General features: G+C 53.0%; 20 protein-coding genes. 19 read left to right on the forward strand and 1 reads right to left on the reverse strand.

What is annotated here, in order from left to right:
* Positions 1–75 precede the first annotated feature (75 nt).
* Positions 76–1,746: a DEAD/DEAH box helicase gene (locus I2G61_RS15570; RefSeq protein ID WP_195548438.1), complete on the reverse strand. Its 1,671-nt coding sequence runs from the start codon at positions 1,744–1,746 to the stop codon at positions 76–78.
* A 133-nt stretch (positions 1,747–1,879) separates the two neighbouring features.
* On the opposite strand from I2G61_RS15570, the gene I2G61_RS15575 reads away from it, so the two are divergent.
* The 19 genes from I2G61_RS15575 to I2G61_RS15665 all read left to right on the forward strand — a co-directional run bounded on the left by I2G61_RS15575 (position 1,880) and on the right by I2G61_RS15665 (position 19,183).
* Positions 1,880–3,139, forward strand: coding sequence for a type II secretion system protein (locus tag I2G61_RS15575; protein WP_195396474.1), 1,260 nt, complete (start codon positions 1,880–1,882; stop codon positions 3,137–3,139).
* A 148-nt stretch (positions 3,140–3,287) separates the two neighbouring features.
* The gene (locus tag I2G61_RS15580; protein ID WP_195396476.1) at positions 3,288–4,175 is read left to right on the forward strand and encodes an acetamidase/formamidase family protein; all 888 of its coding nucleotides are present in this window, start codon (positions 3,288–3,290) and stop codon (positions 4,173–4,175) included.
* Positions 4,172–5,566 (forward strand): TrkH family potassium uptake protein, encoded by a 1,395-nt coding sequence (locus I2G61_RS15585; protein WP_072684329.1) that lies wholly within the window; start codon positions 4,172–4,174, stop codon positions 5,564–5,566. The genes I2G61_RS15580 and I2G61_RS15585 overlap by 4 nt, the downstream gene beginning before the upstream one ends.
* A 14-nt stretch (positions 5,567–5,580) precedes the next feature.
* On the forward strand, positions 5,581–6,252 hold the full coding sequence (locus tag I2G61_RS15590; protein WP_006059157.1) for a TrkA family potassium uptake protein: 672 nt from the start codon (positions 5,581–5,583) through the stop codon (positions 6,250–6,252).
* 99 nt (positions 6,253–6,351) lie between these two features.
* The gene (locus tag I2G61_RS15595) at positions 6,352–6,618 is read left to right on the forward strand and encodes a TIGR03905 family TSCPD domain-containing protein (protein WP_195396479.1); all 267 of its coding nucleotides are present in this window, start codon (positions 6,352–6,354) and stop codon (positions 6,616–6,618) included.
* A gap of 48 nt (positions 6,619–6,666) precedes the next feature.
* Positions 6,667–6,819 carry a hypothetical protein gene (locus tag I2G61_RS15600; protein WP_006059159.1) on the forward strand — a complete coding sequence of 51 codons (153 nt, stop codon included), beginning with the start codon at positions 6,667–6,669 and terminating at the stop codon, positions 6,817–6,819.
* A gap of 39 nt (positions 6,820–6,858) precedes the next feature.
* On the forward strand, positions 6,859–8,655 hold the full coding sequence (locus I2G61_RS15605; protein ID WP_195548439.1) for an ABC transporter ATP-binding protein: 1,797 nt from the start codon (positions 6,859–6,861) through the stop codon (positions 8,653–8,655).
* Complete coding sequence (locus I2G61_RS15610; protein WP_195548440.1) at positions 8,652–10,499, forward strand: ABC transporter ATP-binding protein; 1,848 nt, start codon at positions 8,652–8,654, stop codon at positions 10,497–10,499. The genes I2G61_RS15605 and I2G61_RS15610 overlap by 4 nt, the downstream gene beginning before the upstream one ends.
* A gap of 18 nt (positions 10,500–10,517) precedes the next feature.
* The gene (locus tag I2G61_RS15615; protein WP_195548441.1) at positions 10,518–11,015 is read left to right on the forward strand and encodes a hypothetical protein; all 498 of its coding nucleotides are present in this window, start codon (positions 10,518–10,520) and stop codon (positions 11,013–11,015) included.
* Positions 11,016–11,145: 130 nt separating this feature from the next.
* On the forward strand, positions 11,146–12,486 hold the full coding sequence (locus I2G61_RS15620) for an MATE family efflux transporter (RefSeq protein ID WP_195548442.1): 1,341 nt from the start codon (positions 11,146–11,148) through the stop codon (positions 12,484–12,486).
* 309 nt (positions 12,487–12,795) lie between these two features.
* On the forward strand, positions 12,796–13,170 hold the full coding sequence (locus I2G61_RS15625; protein ID WP_117894432.1) for a GntR family transcriptional regulator: 375 nt from the start codon (positions 12,796–12,798) through the stop codon (positions 13,168–13,170).
* Positions 13,171–13,172: 2 nt separating this feature from the next.
* Positions 13,173–14,030, forward strand: a complete 858-nt coding sequence (locus I2G61_RS15630; protein WP_072684335.1) for an ABC transporter ATP-binding protein — start codon at positions 13,173–13,175, stop codon at positions 14,028–14,030.
* Entirely contained in the window at positions 14,030–14,662 is a 633-nt protein-coding gene (locus I2G61_RS15635; RefSeq protein WP_072684336.1) for an ABC-2 transporter permease, read from the forward strand. The genes I2G61_RS15630 and I2G61_RS15635 overlap by 1 nt, the downstream gene beginning before the upstream one ends.
* Positions 14,663–14,686: 24 nt before the next feature.
* A complete protein-coding gene (locus I2G61_RS15640) occupies positions 14,687–15,496 on the forward strand; it encodes a PHP domain-containing protein (RefSeq protein WP_072684337.1) in 810 nt (269 codons plus the stop codon).
* A gap of 148 nt (positions 15,497–15,644) precedes the next feature.
* On the forward strand, positions 15,645–15,929 hold the full coding sequence (locus tag I2G61_RS15645) for a DUF1905 domain-containing protein (protein ID WP_072684338.1): 285 nt from the start codon (positions 15,645–15,647) through the stop codon (positions 15,927–15,929).
* A 99-nt stretch (positions 15,930–16,028) separates the two neighbouring features.
* Positions 16,029–16,493, forward strand: a complete 465-nt coding sequence (lspA, locus tag I2G61_RS15650) for a signal peptidase II (protein WP_072684339.1) — start codon at positions 16,029–16,031, stop codon at positions 16,491–16,493.
* Positions 16,493–17,416 carry an RluA family pseudouridine synthase gene (locus I2G61_RS15655; protein ID WP_195548443.1) on the forward strand — a complete coding sequence of 308 codons (924 nt, stop codon included), beginning with the start codon at positions 16,493–16,495 and terminating at the stop codon, positions 17,414–17,416. Before lspA ends, I2G61_RS15655 begins: the two co-directional genes overlap by 1 nt.
* Positions 17,413–18,687, forward strand: coding sequence for a rhomboid family intramembrane serine protease (locus I2G61_RS15660; RefSeq protein ID WP_195548444.1), 1,275 nt, complete (start codon positions 17,413–17,415; stop codon positions 18,685–18,687). Before I2G61_RS15655 ends, I2G61_RS15660 begins: the two co-directional genes overlap by 4 nt.
* Positions 18,688–18,700: 13 nt before the next feature.
* Entirely contained in the window at positions 18,701–19,183 is a 483-nt protein-coding gene (locus I2G61_RS15665) for a dCMP deaminase family protein (RefSeq protein WP_072684342.1), read from the forward strand.
* Positions 19,184–19,330: the final 147 nt, after the last annotated feature.

A 19,330-nucleotide genomic window follows, 5' to 3' on the forward strand; every position in this document is an offset into this window, starting at 1 on the left:
TCTGCGTCTTTCTTGTTTCGGTTTTTCTCTCACCAACACTATTTTTGAAAGAGCCGGTTTTTTCATGATTTAAAATTAATCGCGGTTTTCGCGGCGGCGTCCGCGCTGACGCGCCCCTTTGGCGGCTGTCCGGCGCTTCGGCGGCAGATTGGAGTAATCCTTACCTTTGCGGACCATCAGAAGTGGGTGGACTGTCTGGCCTTTGATCGGCGTATTCTTCATTGCGTCGGCGATCTCGCGGTCAAACTGACGCGGAATCTGCACGGTCGTTTCCTGCGCGCTGATCCGGATCTTGCCGATGTCTCTGCCCGGCAGCCCGGTTGCGGTCGCGATCGCGCTGACGATGATCGCCGCGTTGACGTCCTGATCAGAACCGATATCCAGAATCAGTTCGCTCATGCCTTTTTCCGTCACGGTTAGCGCCGGACGGGCGGAAGCATTCCAGGCCGATTCATCGAACATCTCCTTGCCGGCAATCTGATAGGCCAGGGCTAAAGCCATTTCCCGATAAGAATAGCCGTCATCCTTCATGGCGTCGATAATCGCCGCCAGCGGCTCCGGGACATCGCGGGTCATCCGGTGTTCCAGATCTTCGCGTAAGAAGTCCAGCCGGATCTTGCGGACTTCTTCCAGCGACGGCAGCGGCTTCTGCGTCAGCTTGGAGCGGGTTGTGCGCTCCAGATCGCGCAGTGCGTATTTCTGACGCGCAGTGATCAGCGTGACCGCCAGACCTTCCTTGCCGGCACGGCCGGTCCGGCCGATGCGGTGAACATAATATTCAGATTCCTGCGGCAGATCGTAGTTGAAGACGACGTCCATCGAATCGACGTCGATCCCGCGGGCTGCGACGTCGGTCGCCACCAGAATGTTGATCTTGCCTTTTTTGAAATTTTCCATGACGCCGGTGCGCATTTCCTGCTTCATGTCGCCATGCAGCGCGGCGGCCGGATAGCCTTTGGAGACTAAATCCGAGGTCAGCTCGTCGACCATTTTCTTCGTGTTGCAGAAAATCATCGCCAGATGCGGATTCTGCATCGAGATCAGCTGCATCAGAATTTCTTTCTTGGCTTCCTTCGGGCAGACGTAATAGACCTGCTCGATCTTCGGTGTGTTGATCTGTGTCTGCGGCGTTTTGATATGAACTGGATTGGTCTGATATTGCGAAGTAATCTCCAGAATCGGTTTGGGCATCGTCGCGGAGAACAGAACGGTCTGGCGCTGCTGCGGCAGGGCGGCGATGACGGTTTCGATATCCTCGCGGAAGCCCATGTTCAGCATTTCGTCCGCTTCATCCAGTACTAATACGCGGCACTGGTCAAAGCGCAGCGTGCGGCGGCGGATATGATCGAGTACACGGCCCGGGGTTCCGACGACGATGTCGGCGCCTTTTTTTAATTCCAGAATCTGCTTGCTGATCTGCTGGCCGCCGTAAACGGCAACGGTGCGGATGCCTTCTTTATATTTGGTGAACTTGCGGATTTCATCGCAGACCTGCATTGCCAGCTCGCGGGTTGGGGATAGAATCAGCGCCTGAGGCCGCTTGCGGTCCGTGACCTCCAGCATTTCAATGATAGGAATCGCAAATGCGGCGGTCTTGCCGGTGCCGGTCTGGGACTGTCCGATGACGTCGCCGCCGTTCATGACGACCGGGATGCACGCGCTTTGGATATAGGTAGCCTCTGTGTAGCCGCAGTCTGCGATGGCGCGGCTCATCTCAGGGGATAGGTTTAGTTCGTTAAATTTCATGTGTTTCTCACTTTCATCTTAAAATCGCTCGCCTAGGAGTATATCATTATTATGGACAAAAGTAAAACGAATTAAGCAGGCAGATTCAGAAGTATGATATAATAATCCTAATCAAAGAACAAAGGTGAAAACAATGAAAGAGAAACGTGGTTTTACATTATTGGAAATGATCGTGACGGTCGCGATTTTATTTACGCTTTTGAGTATCTTGGTACCGACGATGTCAGGCTTCGCGAAATCCGCGGGCGATCAGATTTCAGATTCTAATTTAGAGCTGTTGAATTTTGCCACGCATTCCTACGCTTCGTTTCATGAGATCGAAAATAAAGATATTTTTGAATCGGTCGAGGACGACGCCGCGCGGCAGCAGGTGCTGGTCAGCGACGGCCTGATTGAGCAGCCGGTGCATCCTAGTGGGGAAGGGGATTATTGTTGGAACATTACCGATCAGAAATGGATCCGCTATGTTCAATCCACGGAAGGCTGCGGCGGCAGTTATAAACCTTCATCCAATCCGGATGGTTCGTTAACGCCGGATGACGTAAAGAAGCCGGAACCGACGGTGTACCCGTCGTCCAAACCGATGCCGACCTACATTCCTTCGCCTTACAAGGCGGTTTGTGAAGCCAGCAAGGGCCAGTTTGACATCGTTGCGGAAACCTGTTCATGCCCGGCCGGTTACGTTCTGGAAGGAACGGAGAAGAAAGACGGCGTTGAATATAAGGTCTGCATCCCGGTCGAACAATATATGTGCATCAGCAGCGGCGGGACATATGACAAAACAACCCAGACCTGTACATGTTCCGGCGATCTCATCCTTGATGACAACACCAAGATGTGCGTGTTCGATCAGGAAAAAGCCAATCAACAGAAATGTGTGGCTAATGGGGGTGAATGGATTGTAGAGAATGGTTCCGGTTACTGCAAGAAAGAAGAAACGAACACCTATCCGATCGTAGTGGATAAGAATAATCCGAACTTTGTCCATGCGGCCTATATGTTAGGCGGAGAAGAGGGCGATGGTTTGTTTGACGTGTTTAACAATTTGGACAACCTTGAGGATCTGGTTAAAACTGGAAAGAGTTTAAAAAGTGGAGATTATTTTTATTACAATGGTAACCTATATCGAGTGAGTTATGGTTTGTATATAAATCAAGGCAGTAAGCCAAATGATATAATAAAACAGTTAAGTTCAAGTTTATTTAATGTTTCTGCATCCGGAAATTATGTGAAAGGAAAGGAATATCATTCTGGTGAATATGTTTTGCTGGACCAAACATGGTATACTCCTTCGAATGTGACGAATTCAACTCCGCCGAACAACGAATGGCATGAATGTGGAACAGACCCTGCAAAATTTGAGGGAGCATGCAAGGTTGATAATAAAAAATGATTCAGTAGGCTATAAGTGAATTCTTATAGTCTTTTTTCTGTGCAGAAAGAATGTTATGCTTTTTTGTAAAATTTTCAAAGCCCGAGTATTGAGTATTTGAATTAAAAGGTGTAGACTAAGAATCGTATACGCTTAAAGAGGGTTGGTTATGAATAAGATTGCGAAAGATCATGTGATCTATGCGATGTCTTCTGAGAATAAACCGGTACTCAACGTACATTCAGGAGATCGGATTACGTTTGAAACGATGGATTGTTACAGTGACGAGGTCACGCCGGACGAGCCGGACAGGCGCTGTCATCGGATTAATCCGGCAAGCGGGCCGGCGGCGGTGGAAGAAGCCATGCCGGGCGATACGCTGAAGGTCACGATCGAGAAAATTACACTGGGAAGCCGGGCGTTGGTCGGCAGTTATCCCAACAGCGGAACGATGAAAGAACTTGTGACGAGGAGAATGATCCACTTTCTGCCGGTACAGGAGCACCAGCTGGAATTTTGCAGCGATCTGATCGTCAAGGCGGATCCGATGATCGGCGTGATCGGCGTAGCCCCGCAGGAAAAAGAAGTTGGCTGCGGAACTCCGGGTGAACACGGCGGCAACATGGACTGCCGTAAGATCCGCGAAGGCTCAGTGGTCTATCTGCCTGTTTTTCATCCAGGCGCGCTGTTGGCGCTGGGCGATGTGCATGCGGTCATGGGCGATGGCGAGGTGATGGGCAGCGGCGCGGAAATTGCGGCTGAGGTCACGGTAAAGGTCGAAGTCCTCAAGCAAGCCTGCGAAGGTCCGTGGATTACAGATCAGGATCAGCTCTATGCGCTGGCTTCCGCCAAGACGATGGAGGAAGCGCTGAAACGTTGTTGTCAGAAAATGAATTGCCAGCTGCAGCGCCAGTTGGGATGTACGCCGGAAATGGCGGGCATGCTGATGAGCCTGGAGGGCAATAGTGAAATATGTCAGGTTGTGAACGATTTGGTAACGCTGCGGTTTGGAATGCCGCTGGTTCGATTCCTTTCCAAGGAGGGAAATAGATCATGAACTTCAAACTGCCGATCAGAGATAAGCTGCTGCGGTTTCTGGGGCCGACCCGGATGATCGCGCTGAGCTTTGTCCTTGTTATCCTTGTAGGTTCCTTCCTGCTGTGGCTGCCGTTTTCGCAGAATCCCGGCATGCGGGCCAGCTATCTAAACAGCTTATTCGTCGCCACCTCGGCGACCTGTGTGACGGGACTGATGCCGTTTGCCGTGATTGACCAGTACAATCTGATCGGCCAGACGGTCATCATTTTCCTGATGCAGATCGGCGGATTGGGCCTGATGTCGCTGCTGGCGCTGTTTCTGACGCTGATGCGGCGCAAGCTGAACTTTTCTGAAAAGAAAATGCTGCAGGACTCGTTAAATAAAAACGACGCTGACAACATTCCCAACTTTCTAAAAAGCATCTTCCGCTATACCTTTATTTTTGAAGCCATTGGCATGGTGCTGCTGGCGCTGCGCTTCATTCCGGAATACGGATTGACGCAGGGGCTTTACAATTCGGTATTCCTTTCCGTTTCTGCGTTCTGCAATGCGGGTCTGGATAATCTGACGCGGTCGTCGTTAATGGCGTACGCTACCGATCCGCTGATCAACTTTACCGTCTGCGGCCTGATCATCACCGGCGGCCTGGGCTTTGCGGTCTGGTTTGACCTGCGGCGGGTACTGCCGGAGAAGAAGACATTCAGCTGGAAACGGCTGTGGACGCGGCTCTCCCTGCACAGCCGGCTGGTGCTGGTCGTGACCGGAGCGTTGTTGGGCAGCGGGACGCTGCTGATCCTGTTAGTGGAATTTACCAATCCGGATACGCTCGGATGGATGAGCTTCCCGCAGAAAGTGATGGCGGCGTTCTTCCAGTCGACGACGCTGCGAACGGCGGGCTTCAGTACCATCGACTTCTCGCTGCTGCGGGGTGCTTCCCTGTTCATCATGCTGTTCTATATGATCATCGGCGGTTCGCCGGGCGGTACCGCGGGCGGTATCAAAACGACGACGTTCTCGATGCTGTTCGTGCTGATCGTGTCTGAGATCCGCGATGCCGGCAATATGACGCTGTTCAAGCGGACGCTGCCGGCCGGCACCTTCCACAAGGCGTTCGCGATCACGCTGACCTATGCCTGCGTGTTGATCATGGCGATCTTTCTGCTGACGCTCAGTGATCCGGAAATCGGCTTCCTGCCGATCGCATTTGAAGCGTTCTCCGCGATCGCGACGGTCGGGCTGTCCGCTGGGGTGACGCCGCTGTTGTCAGCGCTGGGCAAAATTGTGATCATCGCGCTGATGTATATTGGCCGTGTTGGTCCGATTACGATCGTGCTTTCGTTGATGCGAATGAAACAAAACCGTAAAACAAACAATCTCGTTTATCCGCACGGGGACGTGCTGATCGGGTAGGAGGAATAGGAATTATGTCGGAAATGAAACAGTATGTTATTCTGGGCTTAGGGATCTTCGGATCGACGATCGCCAAGACCCTTTCGCAATACAACCACGAAGTCATCGCGATTGATAAGGATCTGGCGTGCGTCGACCGCGTCAGCGATTTTGTCACGCAGGCGATTCAGGCTGACTTCACCGATATCGACCAGCTGCGTGCGATCGGCATTCAGGACTGCGACGCGGCGGTGGTGGCGACGGGATCGCACCTGGAAGAAAGCATCATGGGCGTCATGAATCTGCGCGAGCTGGGAATTCCGTTTATCATGGCAAAGGCAAAAAATAAAAAGTACATGCAGATCCTGCAGAAGATCGGCGCGGATTACGTCGTTCGTCCGGAAAAAGAGATGGGCGAGCGGGTAGCGAAGAAGTTGGTTTCACGCAACATCATTGATTTGATCGACATCGACGACGATTACAGCATCGTTGAGATCGCAGCCCCGGCCAAGTGGGTCGGCAAGACGCTGAAAGCGCTGGAACTGCGGACCAATTACGGCATTAACGTTTTGGGGATCCGCAAGAATCCGAAGGAACATCTTTCGATTTCTCCGGACGCGTTCTACACGATCGAGGCCAACGACCAGCTGCTGGTTATCGCGGATAATAAAATCTTCAAGAAATTTGAATCACTGTTCAGAATTTGAATCGAAGCCGGAAAATTCCGGCTTTTCTGTATTTTTGGACTTGTGAAGGAAAATGAACCATGGTATCATGATAACCATAGTCGACAGGAGGTTTTTTATATGACAATGACAAAAGATAAATTTACATATATCCCCCAGGGCGTTTGTTCCAAGCGCTTTGATTTTGAGCTGGAAGGCGACGTTATTACCAACGTCGTGATCACCGGCGGCTGCCCCGGCAACCTGTTAGGCATTTCCAGAATCGTCAAGGGGAAAACAGTCAAAGAAGTAGTAGAAGCTTTTCAGGGAGTTCATTGCGGCGCGAAGCCGACGTCCTGTCCTGATCAGATCGCAACGGCGTTAACCAAACACTTCCAATCAAACTAAAGGATAGTTTCAGCGCGGAACGCTCAGCCTAAGAACAGGTGAGAGTGTATGAAAAAACCGCAGATGGAAGTTGCGAAAACGCTGGTGGAGATCGGTTTGTCGTTTGACGTCATCGAATTGATGACGCAGGTGACGCCGGTCGAGTATCTGGCAGAAGTGATGGATGAAAATGAATCAGAAACAAATGAAAAGCACTGCTGAGCGTGCTTTTTATTTTGGATTCCGGAAGGAGGGGAAATCATGCGGAAGTTTCATTTTATTTGGGAGTTTTTAGAAGGCAACCGGAAACGGATGGCGGCGATGATCATTTTGGTGTGCGTGTACGCGTTTCTGAATCTGTGTTCACCGCTGTTGTTCAGTTTTATGATCGACAACGTCATCCATGCCCAGCCGGCTAACAATCCGGTTCTGGCGTGGCTGTTGGATCATTTGGGCGGGGCGGCGTATTTACAGCGGAATTTGTGGATCGGCGCCGCGGCGATTCTGGCGATTAATGCGCTGATCTGCGTGTGCGTGTTCTTGCGGGGGTATTGGAACGCGGTGATTTCAGAGGAAGTGTGCCGCAAGGTCCGCAACCGGCTGTACGCGCATCTGCAGTCGTTGCCGTTCAGTTACCACGTGCGGATTAAGACTGGCGATCTGGTGCAGCGGTGCACGAGTGATGTCGATCAGATCCGGCGCTTTCTGGCGGGACAGATCTCAGAGGTCGTCTATTCCGTTGCGACGGCGCTGGCCGCGCTGTTGATTCTGTTTTCCATCTACCGGCCGCTGGCCTGGCTGGCGGTGATCTCGATGCCGCTGTTAGTGATCTACGCCTATGTCTTCTTTACCCGCGTGCAGAAGGCGTTTTTAGCGTCGGATGAGGCTGAGGGGGATCTGAGTACGGCGGTGCAGGAGAATTTATCCGGCATCCGCGTCGTCAAGGCGTTTAATAACGAACGGGAGGAAATCCGGAAGTTTGAGCAGAAAAATGCCCGCTACCGGGATCTGACGTTTAAAATGATTCAGTATCTGGGCGCGTACTGGGGGACAAGCGACTTGATCTGCCTGACGCAGATCTTCGTGATCATTTTGGCCGGGATTTTTGCCGCGGTTCGGGGTGATCTGAGCGTTGGCAGCTTCTTCGTGTTCATTTCGTATGAAGGCATGATCCTGTGGCCGGTGCGCAACCTCGGCCGGATTCTTGCCGATATGGGCAAAATGAGCGTGTCAATCGGACGTCTTCAGGAAATCCTTGACGAAACTCCGGAAGATGTGGCCAGCGGGGAAACGCCGCCGATTGAGGGCCGGATCGAGTTCGATCACGTTCAGTTTCAATATGAAGGCGACAGTCAGCCGGTGCTGAAGGATCTGACCTTTACGATTGAGAAGGGCATGACGGTGGCGCTGATCGGGCCGACCGGCGGAGGCAAAAGTACCTTGGTTCATCTGTTGATGCGTCTGTACGATCCGACGTCCGGTCAGATTCGGATTGACGGACATGATATTACAGACATCCAGCGGACATGGCTGCGTCAGAACATCGGCATCGTCCTGCAGGAACCGTTCCTGTTTTCGAAAACAATTTACGATAACATTCACCTGGCCCGGCGCGGCGCGCATCGCGAGGAAGTGGAACAGGCGGCGCGGATTGCGTCGGTGCATGAAGTCATCGCGGAGTTTGACCGCGGCTACGACACGTTAGTCGGCGAGAAAGGCGTCACGCTTTCCGGCGGACAGAAGCAGCGGATCGCGATCGCCCGCACGGTGCTGTCGCCGCAGCCGATTTTGATCTTCGACGATTCGCTGTCAGCGGTCGATACCCAGACCGACGCGAAGATCCGCGCGGCTTTAAAAGAGGTGCAAAGCCAGACCACGACGCTGATCATCACCCAGCGGGTGGCTTCGGCGATGGATGCCGATTTGATCCTGGTGCTGGAACAAGGCCGGATCACTCAGGCGGGAACGCATGGTCAGCTGCTTGAGCAAGACGGGCTGTATCGCCGGATCGTCGAGATCCAGACGGCCCGGATGAATGAAGGAGGGGAGGAAGCATGAGTCAGATTCGTTTTGAGGAACAACAATACAATACGGAATCGCTGGATGCCGGCCTGTGGAAGCGGATCTTCGTGCTGATGAGACCGCTGCGCAGGGAGTTGGTGCGGCTGCTGATCCTGATGGTCGCTGTCGCCGGCTGCGACGTCCTGTTTCCGATCCTTAACAAAATCGCGATCGACACGTTTGCCGCAGGCGGTCAGCCGGACAGCTCGCTGTGGATGTTTTCCGGAGTTTACATGGCGGGTGTGCTGTTTCAGGCGTTCAGTGTCTATCTGTTTTTCATGCAGGCGGGCAAAATTGAAATGGCGTTCTCCTACGATGTGCGCCAGAAAGCGTTCGCCAAGCTGCAGACGCTCTCGTTTTCCTACTTTGACCGGACGCCGATCGGCTGGCTGATGGCGCGGATGAACAGCGATATTGCCCGGCTGGCGGAAATTCTGTCGTGGAGTCTGATGGATCTGATCTGGGGCTTAGCGGTGATGCTGGGAGTCAGCATCGTCATGCTGATCGTCAACTGGAAGCTGGCATTGCTGGTGCTGATGGTCGTGCCGGTGCTGGCCTGGCTGAGCGTGTGGTTTCAGGTTCGGATTCTCAAGAATTACCGCAGCGTGCGGCGGATTAACTCGCGGATTACCAGTGCGTTCAACGAAGGCATCACCGGCGCCAAGACGACGAAGACGCTGGTCATCGAAGATGATAACTTAAAAGAATTCAATGAAGAAACGCTTGAGATGAAGGCGGCCAGCGTGCGCGCGGCGACGTTGTCCGCGCTGTTTATGCCGGTGGTCATGGGTCTGGGTGCGATCTCGACCGCGGCGATCCTGTGGTCGGGCGGCCATCAGGTGCTGATGCAGACGCTGCAGTTCGGCACGCTGATGATGTTTACGCAGTACGCCACGCAGTTTTTTGAGCCGCTGAGGCAGATTGCCCGGCTGATCGCCGAGCTGCAGCTGGCACAGGCCAGCGCGGAGCGGGTGCTGTCGCTATTGGACAGCGAACCGCAGATTGTCGATACCCCGGAAGTCATTGAAAAATATGGAACGGAGCTGGAGCCGAAGCCGCAGAACTATGAACCGTTAGCCGGCGACGTGGAGTTCCGGCATGTCGATTTTGAATATCTTGAGGGCGAACGTGTGCTGACCGATTTTAACCTGAAGGTGAAAGCCGGCCAGACCGTTGCGCTGGTCGGAGAAACCGGTTCCGGCAAGAGTACAGTCGTCAACCTGTTATGCCGGTTTTATCAGCCAGTGAACGGACAGGTGCTGATCGACGGGAAAGACGTGCGCGTACGCTCGCTGGGCTGGCTGCACTCCCATCTCGGCTATGTGCTGCAGGCGCCGCATCTGTTCTCCGGCACGGTAAAGGAGAACATCCGCTATGGCCGGCTGGATGCCAGCGACGAACAAATTGAAGCGGCGGCAAAAATGGTCGACGCGCACGAGTTCATTCTGCGTCTGGAAAACGGCTACAACACGGATGTGGGCGAGGGCGGCTCACGATTGTCAACGGGGCAGAAGCAGCTGATTTCGTTTGCCCGCGCCGTGCTGGCGGATCCGCGGATCTTCGTGCTCGACGAGGCGACCGCTTCGATCGACACCGAAACGGAACAGGTGATTCAGTATGCCATCGAACACCTGATGAAAGGCCGGACAAGCTTCATCATCGCGCACCGGCTCTCGACGATCGTCAACGCCGATTTGATTCTGGTCATGAAAAAGGGTAAGATAGTAGAACAGGGAACGCATAGCGAACTGATGCGGTTGAACGGCTATTATGCCCGGCTGTATACCGCACAGTTCAACGAAGACCTGGAGAACCAGCTGCTTAACCGCGGCCGCAGTTAAAGGAGAGGAAGTCAAACCATGAAACTGGAAGTCGGAACGCGTTGTCCGTTCCATATTGAAGAAGGCGTGATGATCGATTTTGTGGAGGATCAGTGGCTGATCTTGATCAAAGACGCTGTGTGGCAGGATGAGGAAATCAAGGCTTTCCGCCGCAATCCCGGTCAGCTGGCATTTCTGCCACTGGATACCGTCGTGTTCTTTACCGTCAACATCATCGACGTGCTGGAAACCTCGGATCTGCCGTTTGTGATTCAGGAAAGCGAAAGCGCGGACGCCATTCTGGCTCAGGCAACAATGCCGGTGACGCTGGCGCTGATCTCAAGACAGGACGAGGTGCTGGCGCTGCGGCAGCTGACGCTGGGCAATGCGGAAAGCTCGCAGGTGAAAGCGCAGCTGAAACGGATTCTGGAAGCGGGTTATGAAGCGGAAGTGTCAAACCATCAGATCGACAAGACGCAGGCTCGCTACCAGCCGTATGAGCTGGAAGAAAAGGCGCTGTTTACCGCGGCGTTCTAAACTTGAAAAAAGGAAATGAAAGAAGCATGGAAGCGATGAAAATTGACACCGCTTCCATTTTCATTTCTGCTTGACAACTTCGCCCTTGCGACGTATTCTGAAAAAGTTCGCTTTCAGGGGGAGTATATTTATGGAAGTTCAAACACATAAAATGTCGTTATTTCATTATACGTGGCCGATCTTTATCGAGCTGCTTTTGCAGATGTTAGTCGGCAATGTCGACCAGATGATGATGAGCCAGGTGTCGCAGAACGCCGTCGCGGCGATCGGCAATGCCAATCAGATCGTCAATGTTCTGATCATTACGTTCAGCGTGATCTCGCTGGCGATGACGATTCTGGTCACCCAGTATTTCGGCAGCGGCAACCGCGAACGGGTTGGAGAAACCTATTCTCTGGCGCTGTTTGTCAATTTTGTTTTCGGGTTGGGAATCAGCGTCGCGCTGGTGTTCTTCAACCGTCCGATCTTTGCCTGGATGCATGTGCCGGCGCAGATTCTGGACGACTGTGCAATCTATATTACAATCATCGGTCTGGGCATGGTACTGCAGGCGCTGTTTATGACATATGTCGCGATGTTTCGCACACAGGGTTGGATGAAGCAGACCATGGCGGTGTCGGCGGTGATGAACGTGCTCAACATCATTGGAAACTTTCTTTTGATTCAGGGCGTCGGACCGATCCCGCCGCTGGGCATCGCGGGCGTCGCGATCTCCAGCACGGTGAGCCGGCTGATCGGCCTGGGCTTGCTGATCGTCCTGTTTAATCTGCGCACAACGATTGAGGTCCATCTGCGCAGCCTCAGCCCGTTTCCCTGGGGCCAGCTGAAAAAGCTGCTGGCGATCGGGATTCCTTCCGGCGGGGAAAGCGTATCCTACAATCTGTCGCAGATGGTGATCACCAAGATTGTCAACGGCTTCGGTACGGCGGTCATCAATACGCGCGTCTATGCGAACATGTTCGCCATGGTCTCGTATATGTACGGCAGCGCGGTGTCGCAGGCGGCGCAGATCCTTGTCGGCGTCCTGATCGGCGGCCGAAAACTGGAAGACGCGCATAAGCAGGTCATGCACACGATCATATATTCCCTGATCATCGGCGTCGGCGTGTCAACGCTGCTCTATATCTTCTCAGATTCGCTGTTCGGGCTGTTTACTGACGATTTGGCCGTGCTGCGCTTAGGCAAACAGGTGATGTTGATCGAGATTTTTCTGGAAGCCGGCCGGGCGGTCAACATGACACAGGTGCGGGCGCTGCAGGCGGCAGGGGATATTCAGTTTCCGATTCTGCTGGGCATCGCTTCACAATGGGGCGTCGCGGTCACGCTCTCGTTTGTCTTTGCGATCGGCATGAATCTGGGCGTGGTCGGCGTCTGGCTGGCCATGATGATCGACGAAGTGCTGCGTGCGATCTTGTTTCTTCTGCGGTGGTACTCGGGCAAATGGAAAACCCGGAATCTGATTGAGAACTGACTGACACGTCAGTTTTTTTATGAAAGTGATTTTCTTATCTGATCGGGTTCTATGGTAAAAAATCCTATCGGGAACATCGTTGTTTTCAATCGCGCTTCATCCGACTGCCGCAAAAGAATCAGAAGCCAAAAAGCCGGCGTGGGATATGCCGGGATAAACTATATGGCGGATTGTCTTGGGGCATGAAAACCGGGATTTGACAAAGTTTGCCGATCCGATCTGGGAGGTGGAATTATTTTTTTCAGTTTTGTATTGACAGGATGAATATAGCGTATATACTGTATATATACAGTAAGAAAGGGTGACGGCATGGAAATCTTTATCAGCAACACGAGCGACAAGCCGTTGTATGAACAAATTACCGCCCAGATCAAAAATCTGATTCTTAACGGCGCGTTAAAGGAAGGGGACGCCCTGCCTTCAATGCGAATCTTGGCCAAGGAGTTAAGAATCAGTGTGATTACAACCAAGCGAGCCTATGAAGAACTTGAACGTGAAGGCTTCATCGTGACGCAAAGCGGTAAGGGCAGCTATGTGGCGGCGCGCAACGTGGAACTGATTCGCGAGGAGAATTACCGCCGGATCGAGCAGCAGCTGCTCACCGCGGTGAATCTGGCGCGTTTAAGCGAGATTTCCCTGGATGAAATGATTGAGATTCTGACCCTGCTGTATAAGGAGGAGTAATCATGGACGCCATTTTATCAATAGAACATCTGCATAAACAATATTCCGGTTTTGAATTGAACAAGATCAGTCTGCGGCTCAATCCCGGCGAAGTCATGGGCTTCATCGGCGAGAACGGCGCGGGCAAGACGACGACGATCAAGTCGATTCTCGGCTTAATCCGCCACGATGGCGAGGTTCGTATTTTTGGCAAACCGTTCGAACAGTTAACCGAGCGGGAGCGCGGGCAGATCGGCGTCGTGCTGGATGGCTGTCACTTCCATGATCCGCTGACGGTCAAACGCGTTGAACAGATTTTATCCAACATTTATCCTGAGTGGGAAAGAACGAAGTTTCTGCAGCTGTGCGAACGCTTCGGGCTGCCGCTGAATAAGAAGATCAAGACGTTCTCGACCGGCATGAAAATGAAGCTGTCGATCATCGCGGCGCTCTCGCACAACGCCCGCCTGCTGATCCTCGACGAGCCGACCAGCGGTCTGGATCCGATCGTCCGCGACGAGATGCTCGATTTGTTTTATGACTTTATTCAGGATGAAACGCATTCGATTCTGTTTTCCAGCCACATCACGACGGATATTGAGAAGATCGCCGATACGGTGACGTTTATCCATCAGGGCCGGCTGCAGTTTTCGCTGCCGAAGGACGTCCTGCATGACGAATATGGGATTGTCAAGGGTTCGCGTTCAGAGATTGAAAAGATCGATTCCGATTCGCTGCTGGCGATTGTGCCGCAGAGTTTGACCTGCCAGGGGTTGGTCCGCAACCGTGAGGAAGTCCGGCAGGCGTTCGGGAAGCTGAACGTCGAAGCAGCGTCGCTGGAAGAAATTATGCTTTGTATGGTGAAAGGAGAAGTTCGATAATGAAAGGCTTATTGTTAAAGGATGTCTTTGTCGTCTCTGAATTTGTCCGTGTGCTCTCGCTGATGGCGATTGTCTTCATCGCTTCGATGATGGCGATCGACGGTTTTTCTGTCATCGGCGCGATGATTTCGCTGCTCGTCGTGTCGCTGGTCATCTCCTCGTTCAGCTACGATGATCTGGCGCATTGGGACAGCTTTGCCGCGACGCTGCCGATCAGCCACAAAAAGCTGGTCGCTTCCAAATATCTGTTTCTGCTTCTGCTGGGCGTGCTGGCGATTGGGGTTAACGGGTTGTTGTCCTTGTTTTTAGTTGCGATGCAGCCGGAAGTCAGTTTTGCCGAACAATTTGTCACCGGAATTCTGATTTCAATGACGGCGTGTGTGATCGACTTCGTCTTAATCCCGATGATTTATAAATTCGGCGCGGAAAAAAGCCGAATGATGATGATGATGGTGATCGTCGTGATCTTCGGAGTCTGCTACGGCGGGGCAGCGTTGCTGGAAATGGTGAATCTCAGTACAGACTGGATCACACTGCCGGTGATGATCGGCGGAGTTGCCGCGGCGTTTCTTGGCAGCCTGTTGATTTCCTGGACCTGCTCTGTTAAAATCGTAGAAAAGAAAGAATATTAAGAACTTTGGCAGGAGGCGGTCAGAATGCAAAAAATTGATGGGCACGTGCATTTGGAACACGGACCTTTGAGTGTGGCGTATGTTGAACAATTTGTCGCGGCCGCGCAGAAAGCCGGGCTGGATTGTCTGCAAATCTTGGATCACACCCATCGCTTCCGCGAATTCCGTCCGGCCTATCAAAGCGTAATCGACGCTGATCCGCTGCAGGCGCAATGGCTGAGCGGAAAAGGAAAATTCAAAGATTCTTTAACAGAATATCTGGAGTTGGTCCGGCAGATGAAGCAGCACGTCTGGCCGCTGGAGGTTCGGTTTGGTCTGGAGGTCTGCTACACGCCGGAAAGCGAGTTGTTCTTACGGGAGATCTGCCGGGGATTGCCGCTGGATTTTCTGGTGGGCAGCGTTCATTCGATTGACGGTTTGTTGTACGATATGCCGTTTTCCCAGCCGCTGCTGTGGCAGAAATATGCGCATCAGGTGATCGTTGACCGCTATCTGGATTGTGTGCTGCAGTCTGTGCAAAGCGGATTATTCGATCAGATCGGCCATCCGGATACCGTGAAAATGGCGGCCTGGGATGTGACGATGGATCCGGCGCGAATCCGTGAGATCGCTGAGGAAGCGCAGCTGCGGGGGATCGTGCTGGAATGCAATACCGGCTGTCATTGGCGCTACGCGCATTCAGATCTTGGCTTGTCCGATACCTGGCTGGAAATTCTGGCCGAGGCAGGCAACCGTGTCATAACGGCCAGCGACGCCCATGATCCGGAAGATGTTAACCGTGATCTGGAACAGGCACGGGCCCGGCTGGTTCAGTTTGGCGTGCGCTGCGCTTAGGCTGGCTTCCATCCTGTTTTGACATGAAGTGAAATCAAGAAAACCGCTGACCAGCGGTTTTCTTGCATTGCGGATTTTCTGGATTCTGCGGCTTCCTCCGGCTGATCTGTGTAATTGAGAACCAGACTAAGAAGCAGGAGGTTTTTAAATGAATCCGAAAATTTATGAGTTTGACGCTGTCATCCGGAAGGTTGAAGGGCTGGATGGGGCGTATATTGAATTTCCCTGGGATGTGCGGACTGAATTCGGCCGCGGCCGGGCCGCGGTTTCAGCCGAGTTTGACGGTGTCCCGTACTCGGGCAGTCTGGTGCGGATGGGCACGCCCGGACACATTCTCGGCGTGCGCAAGGACATCCGCGCTCAGATCGGCAAACAACCCGGTGATTGGGTGCATGTGCGGCTGTGGGAGCGGACAGTTGAAAAAAAGCGCTGAATCCATTTAAAAAAACACAACAAAGGCACGCAAGTGTAGGCTTTGAAAAACATATCGGCGTATGGTACAATACTAGCGTTATAGAAAATGGTGGAAGTTATGAAAGTAAAAGAAATTGTCTTGCTGGCAGGGGTGCTGGCGCTGGATATGCTGACGAAGTTCTGGGTGCAGTCGACGATGACGCTCGGCCAGAGCATTCCGGTCATCCGCGGTTTTTTCAATATTACCTACGCGCAGAATACCGGTGCGGCCTGGAGTCTGCTCGAAGGGAAGATGATGTTTTTCTACATCATCACTGCCGTTGCTGTCGTTGGCTTCTCCTGGTATTTATGGAAGACGGACAAGAAAGAGACATGGACGCGGATGGCAACGGTGCTGGTGATCGGCGGCGCGCTGGGCAATCTGATCGACCGCGTGGCGTTTCACTATGTTCGGGATTTCCTTGATTTTATTATCTTCGGATATGATTTTCCGATTTTTAATGTGGCGGACATGGCGCTGTGCGTCGGCGTCGGATTGCTGATTCTGATCACGCTGATCCAGCCGGAAGGAGAGAAACACTAATGGAAACACGCATTTTGATCGTTGAGGAACAAGACCAGGGCGTGCGCCTGGATAAATACTTGAGCACAGCGATGGACGATTGTTCGCGTAGCCGCGCTCAGCAGCTGATCGACCAGGAAGCTGTGCGGATCGACGACCTGCCAGTCAAAAACAGCTATAAAGTGAAAGCCGGGGATGAGATCGAGGTCACGCTGCCGGATGAGGAAGCGCTGGAAGCGCAGCCGCAGGAAATGGCGCTGGACGTCGTGTATGAGGATCACGACGTGATCGTCATCAACAAGCCAAAGGGCTTAGTCGTCCATCCGGGACCAGGCAATCCGGATCATACGCTGGTCAACGGTCTGCTTTGGCACTGCCATGATCTTTCGGGGATCAACGGCGTGCTGCGGCCGGGGATTGTGCATCGGATCGACAAGGATACCAGCGGGCTGATCGTCGCCTGCAAGAATGACAATGCGCATCAGTCGCTGGCGCAGCAGCTGGCGGAAAAGACCGCCGGCCGGCAATATTATGCGCTGGTGCACGGCGTGATCAATCACGAATACGGAACGATCGACGCGCCGATCGGACGGGATGAAAAGGATCGTCAGAAAATGGCGGTCACGGAGAAAAACTCCCGGCCGGCCATTACGCATTTCAAGGTTGTGGAGCGGTTTGACAATTACACGTTGGTCAGCTGCCGTCTGGAAACCGGGCGCACGCATCAGATTCGCGTGCACATGAAGTATATTGGCTTTCCGATCGTCGGCGATCCGAAGTATTCGCTGCGCAAGACGCTGCCGACGCAGGGCCAGATGCTCCATGCTTACCAGCTGTCGTTTACCCATCCTTCCACCGGCGAGCGGATGACGTTTGAAGCGCCGCTGCCGCCGGAATTTGAAGCGCTGTTAACACAGCTGCGCCAGGAGAGGAGCGGGCTATGAATTGTACTGAAAAAGACGTGCAGTTGCTGCAGCTGGCGTATTACTTTATATCCGTCTGCCAATATCAGTTTATCTCTCTGCGCGAGGCGCAGGACGAGATCTGGCTGGGGAATCCCAAGCATCCGGAATACCCGGTCATCCGGCTGTCGCAAACCCGTTTGAGCACGGTGTTTTTCGATAAGACGCGGATTTTGAAGATCCATCAGTCGATCCGGAATTTATTCCGCCGCAACTGTGATTTGCTGGATATCCATATCAGCGACGAAGCGGTGCAGGATCAGGAGGAACAAATCGATCTGGTGACGATTTCGCCGCAGACGGTATCTGATCCGCAGCTGACGGCAGTCTTCCCGGGGCTGGACCACGCGGTTCAGCCGATCCAGGATCCGCAGCAGGAATACAATAAGATCACCCAGAAGCTGGCCGAGCTGCAGCGGCAGCGCGCGCAGAGTCCGCAGACAAAATCACCGCTGGCACCGCCGAAAGCGACGATGATTCTGATGGGCATCTGCCTTGTCATTTATTTGTTAAGCGTGGTGTTCTCCTGGATGTTCAGGGAATTGGGCGGCTCAGGGGAAGTGAGCGTTTCCGTCGCGATTTTGCTAGGCGGCTACTATAAAGCGTTTGTCGTCGGTGCGCACGAGTACTGGCGCTGGCTGACGAGCGCGTTCGTCCACGTCGATCTGTGGCATCTGTTGATGAACATGATGGCGCTTTACAACATGGGCATGCTTTGTGAAAAGCTGATGGGCGTGCGGAATTATCTGATCATTCTGTTCGGTTCGATTTTATTCGGCTCGGCATTTGTCTTCTTAGGCAGCGGCAACGTTGTGGCGATGGGCATCAGCGGCGGACTGTACGGTCTGTTGGCGGCGTTTCTGGTGTACGGCATTCAGACGCGGATTCTGTTTCAGCCGCAGCTGCGGACGCAGTTCCTTTTGATCCTGATGATCAACCTGATGATCAGTCTGATGCCAGGTGTTTCGCTGGCCGCGCATTTCGGCGGCTTTGTCGGCGGCTTGTTGATCAGCGTTGTGCTGACCCGCAATGATTCGTGGGCGCAGCTGCGTAAGAATACGATGGTGGCGCTGTGTGTAGCCGTTGTGTTCCTCGGCCTGAAGACGGTTCAGCCGCAGGCTCGCGAGCTGGATACAATCTATCCGGGAACGGACCGGATGGTGGTGGAGATGCTGAAAGATCTGCATCTGGACTTCTACGGCGATCATTTAAGCAGGAAGATGGTCGAAACTTACGTGGGATCGTCACTTTAGGAGGAAATGAACGATGAAGCGAGAACATGTTTTAAGCTGGGACGAGTATTTCATGGGCCTGGCGCATCTGTCGGCGATGCGGTCCAAGGATCCTTCAACGCAGGTCGGCGCGGTCATCGTCGATCAGGAGCACAAGGTGGTCGGAATCGGTTATAACGGTCTGCCGATCGGCTGTTCCGACGATGAATTTCCATGGGATCGGGAAGGCGGTATGCTGGAAACGAAGTACGCATTCGTCGTTCATGCCGAATTGAACGCGATTCTCAACAGTACGCGTAATCTGCACGGCTGCACGCTGTATGTGTCACTGTTTCCCTGCAATGAGTGCGCCAAGGCGATCATCCAGAGCGGAATCCGGAAAATCGTCTATGAAGACGATAAATATGCGACGGCAGATAACGTCATCGCTTCTAAAAAGATGCTCAACGCGGCGGGCGTGGAACTGGTGCGGTTGGGGAAACGCGTGCGGTTAAACGTCGAAGTGATTTCCGACTAAACTTGAAAAACGAGAAATCTGAGGTTATAAGCGGACAAAAGAGCTTGTTGTTCGCTTTTTTTGTGTTAAGAAGAGTCTTCATTCTGTGAAAAAATGATGAAAAATGAAGAAATAGCGGGGCTTTTCGCAAAAAAGCGCAATAGGTAT

Source organism: Holdemania sp. 1001095H_141210_F2, assembly GCF_015558105.1.
In the GTDB taxonomy this organism is placed as follows: domain Bacteria; phylum Bacillota_I; class Bacilli_A; order Erysipelotrichales; family Erysipelotrichaceae; genus Holdemania.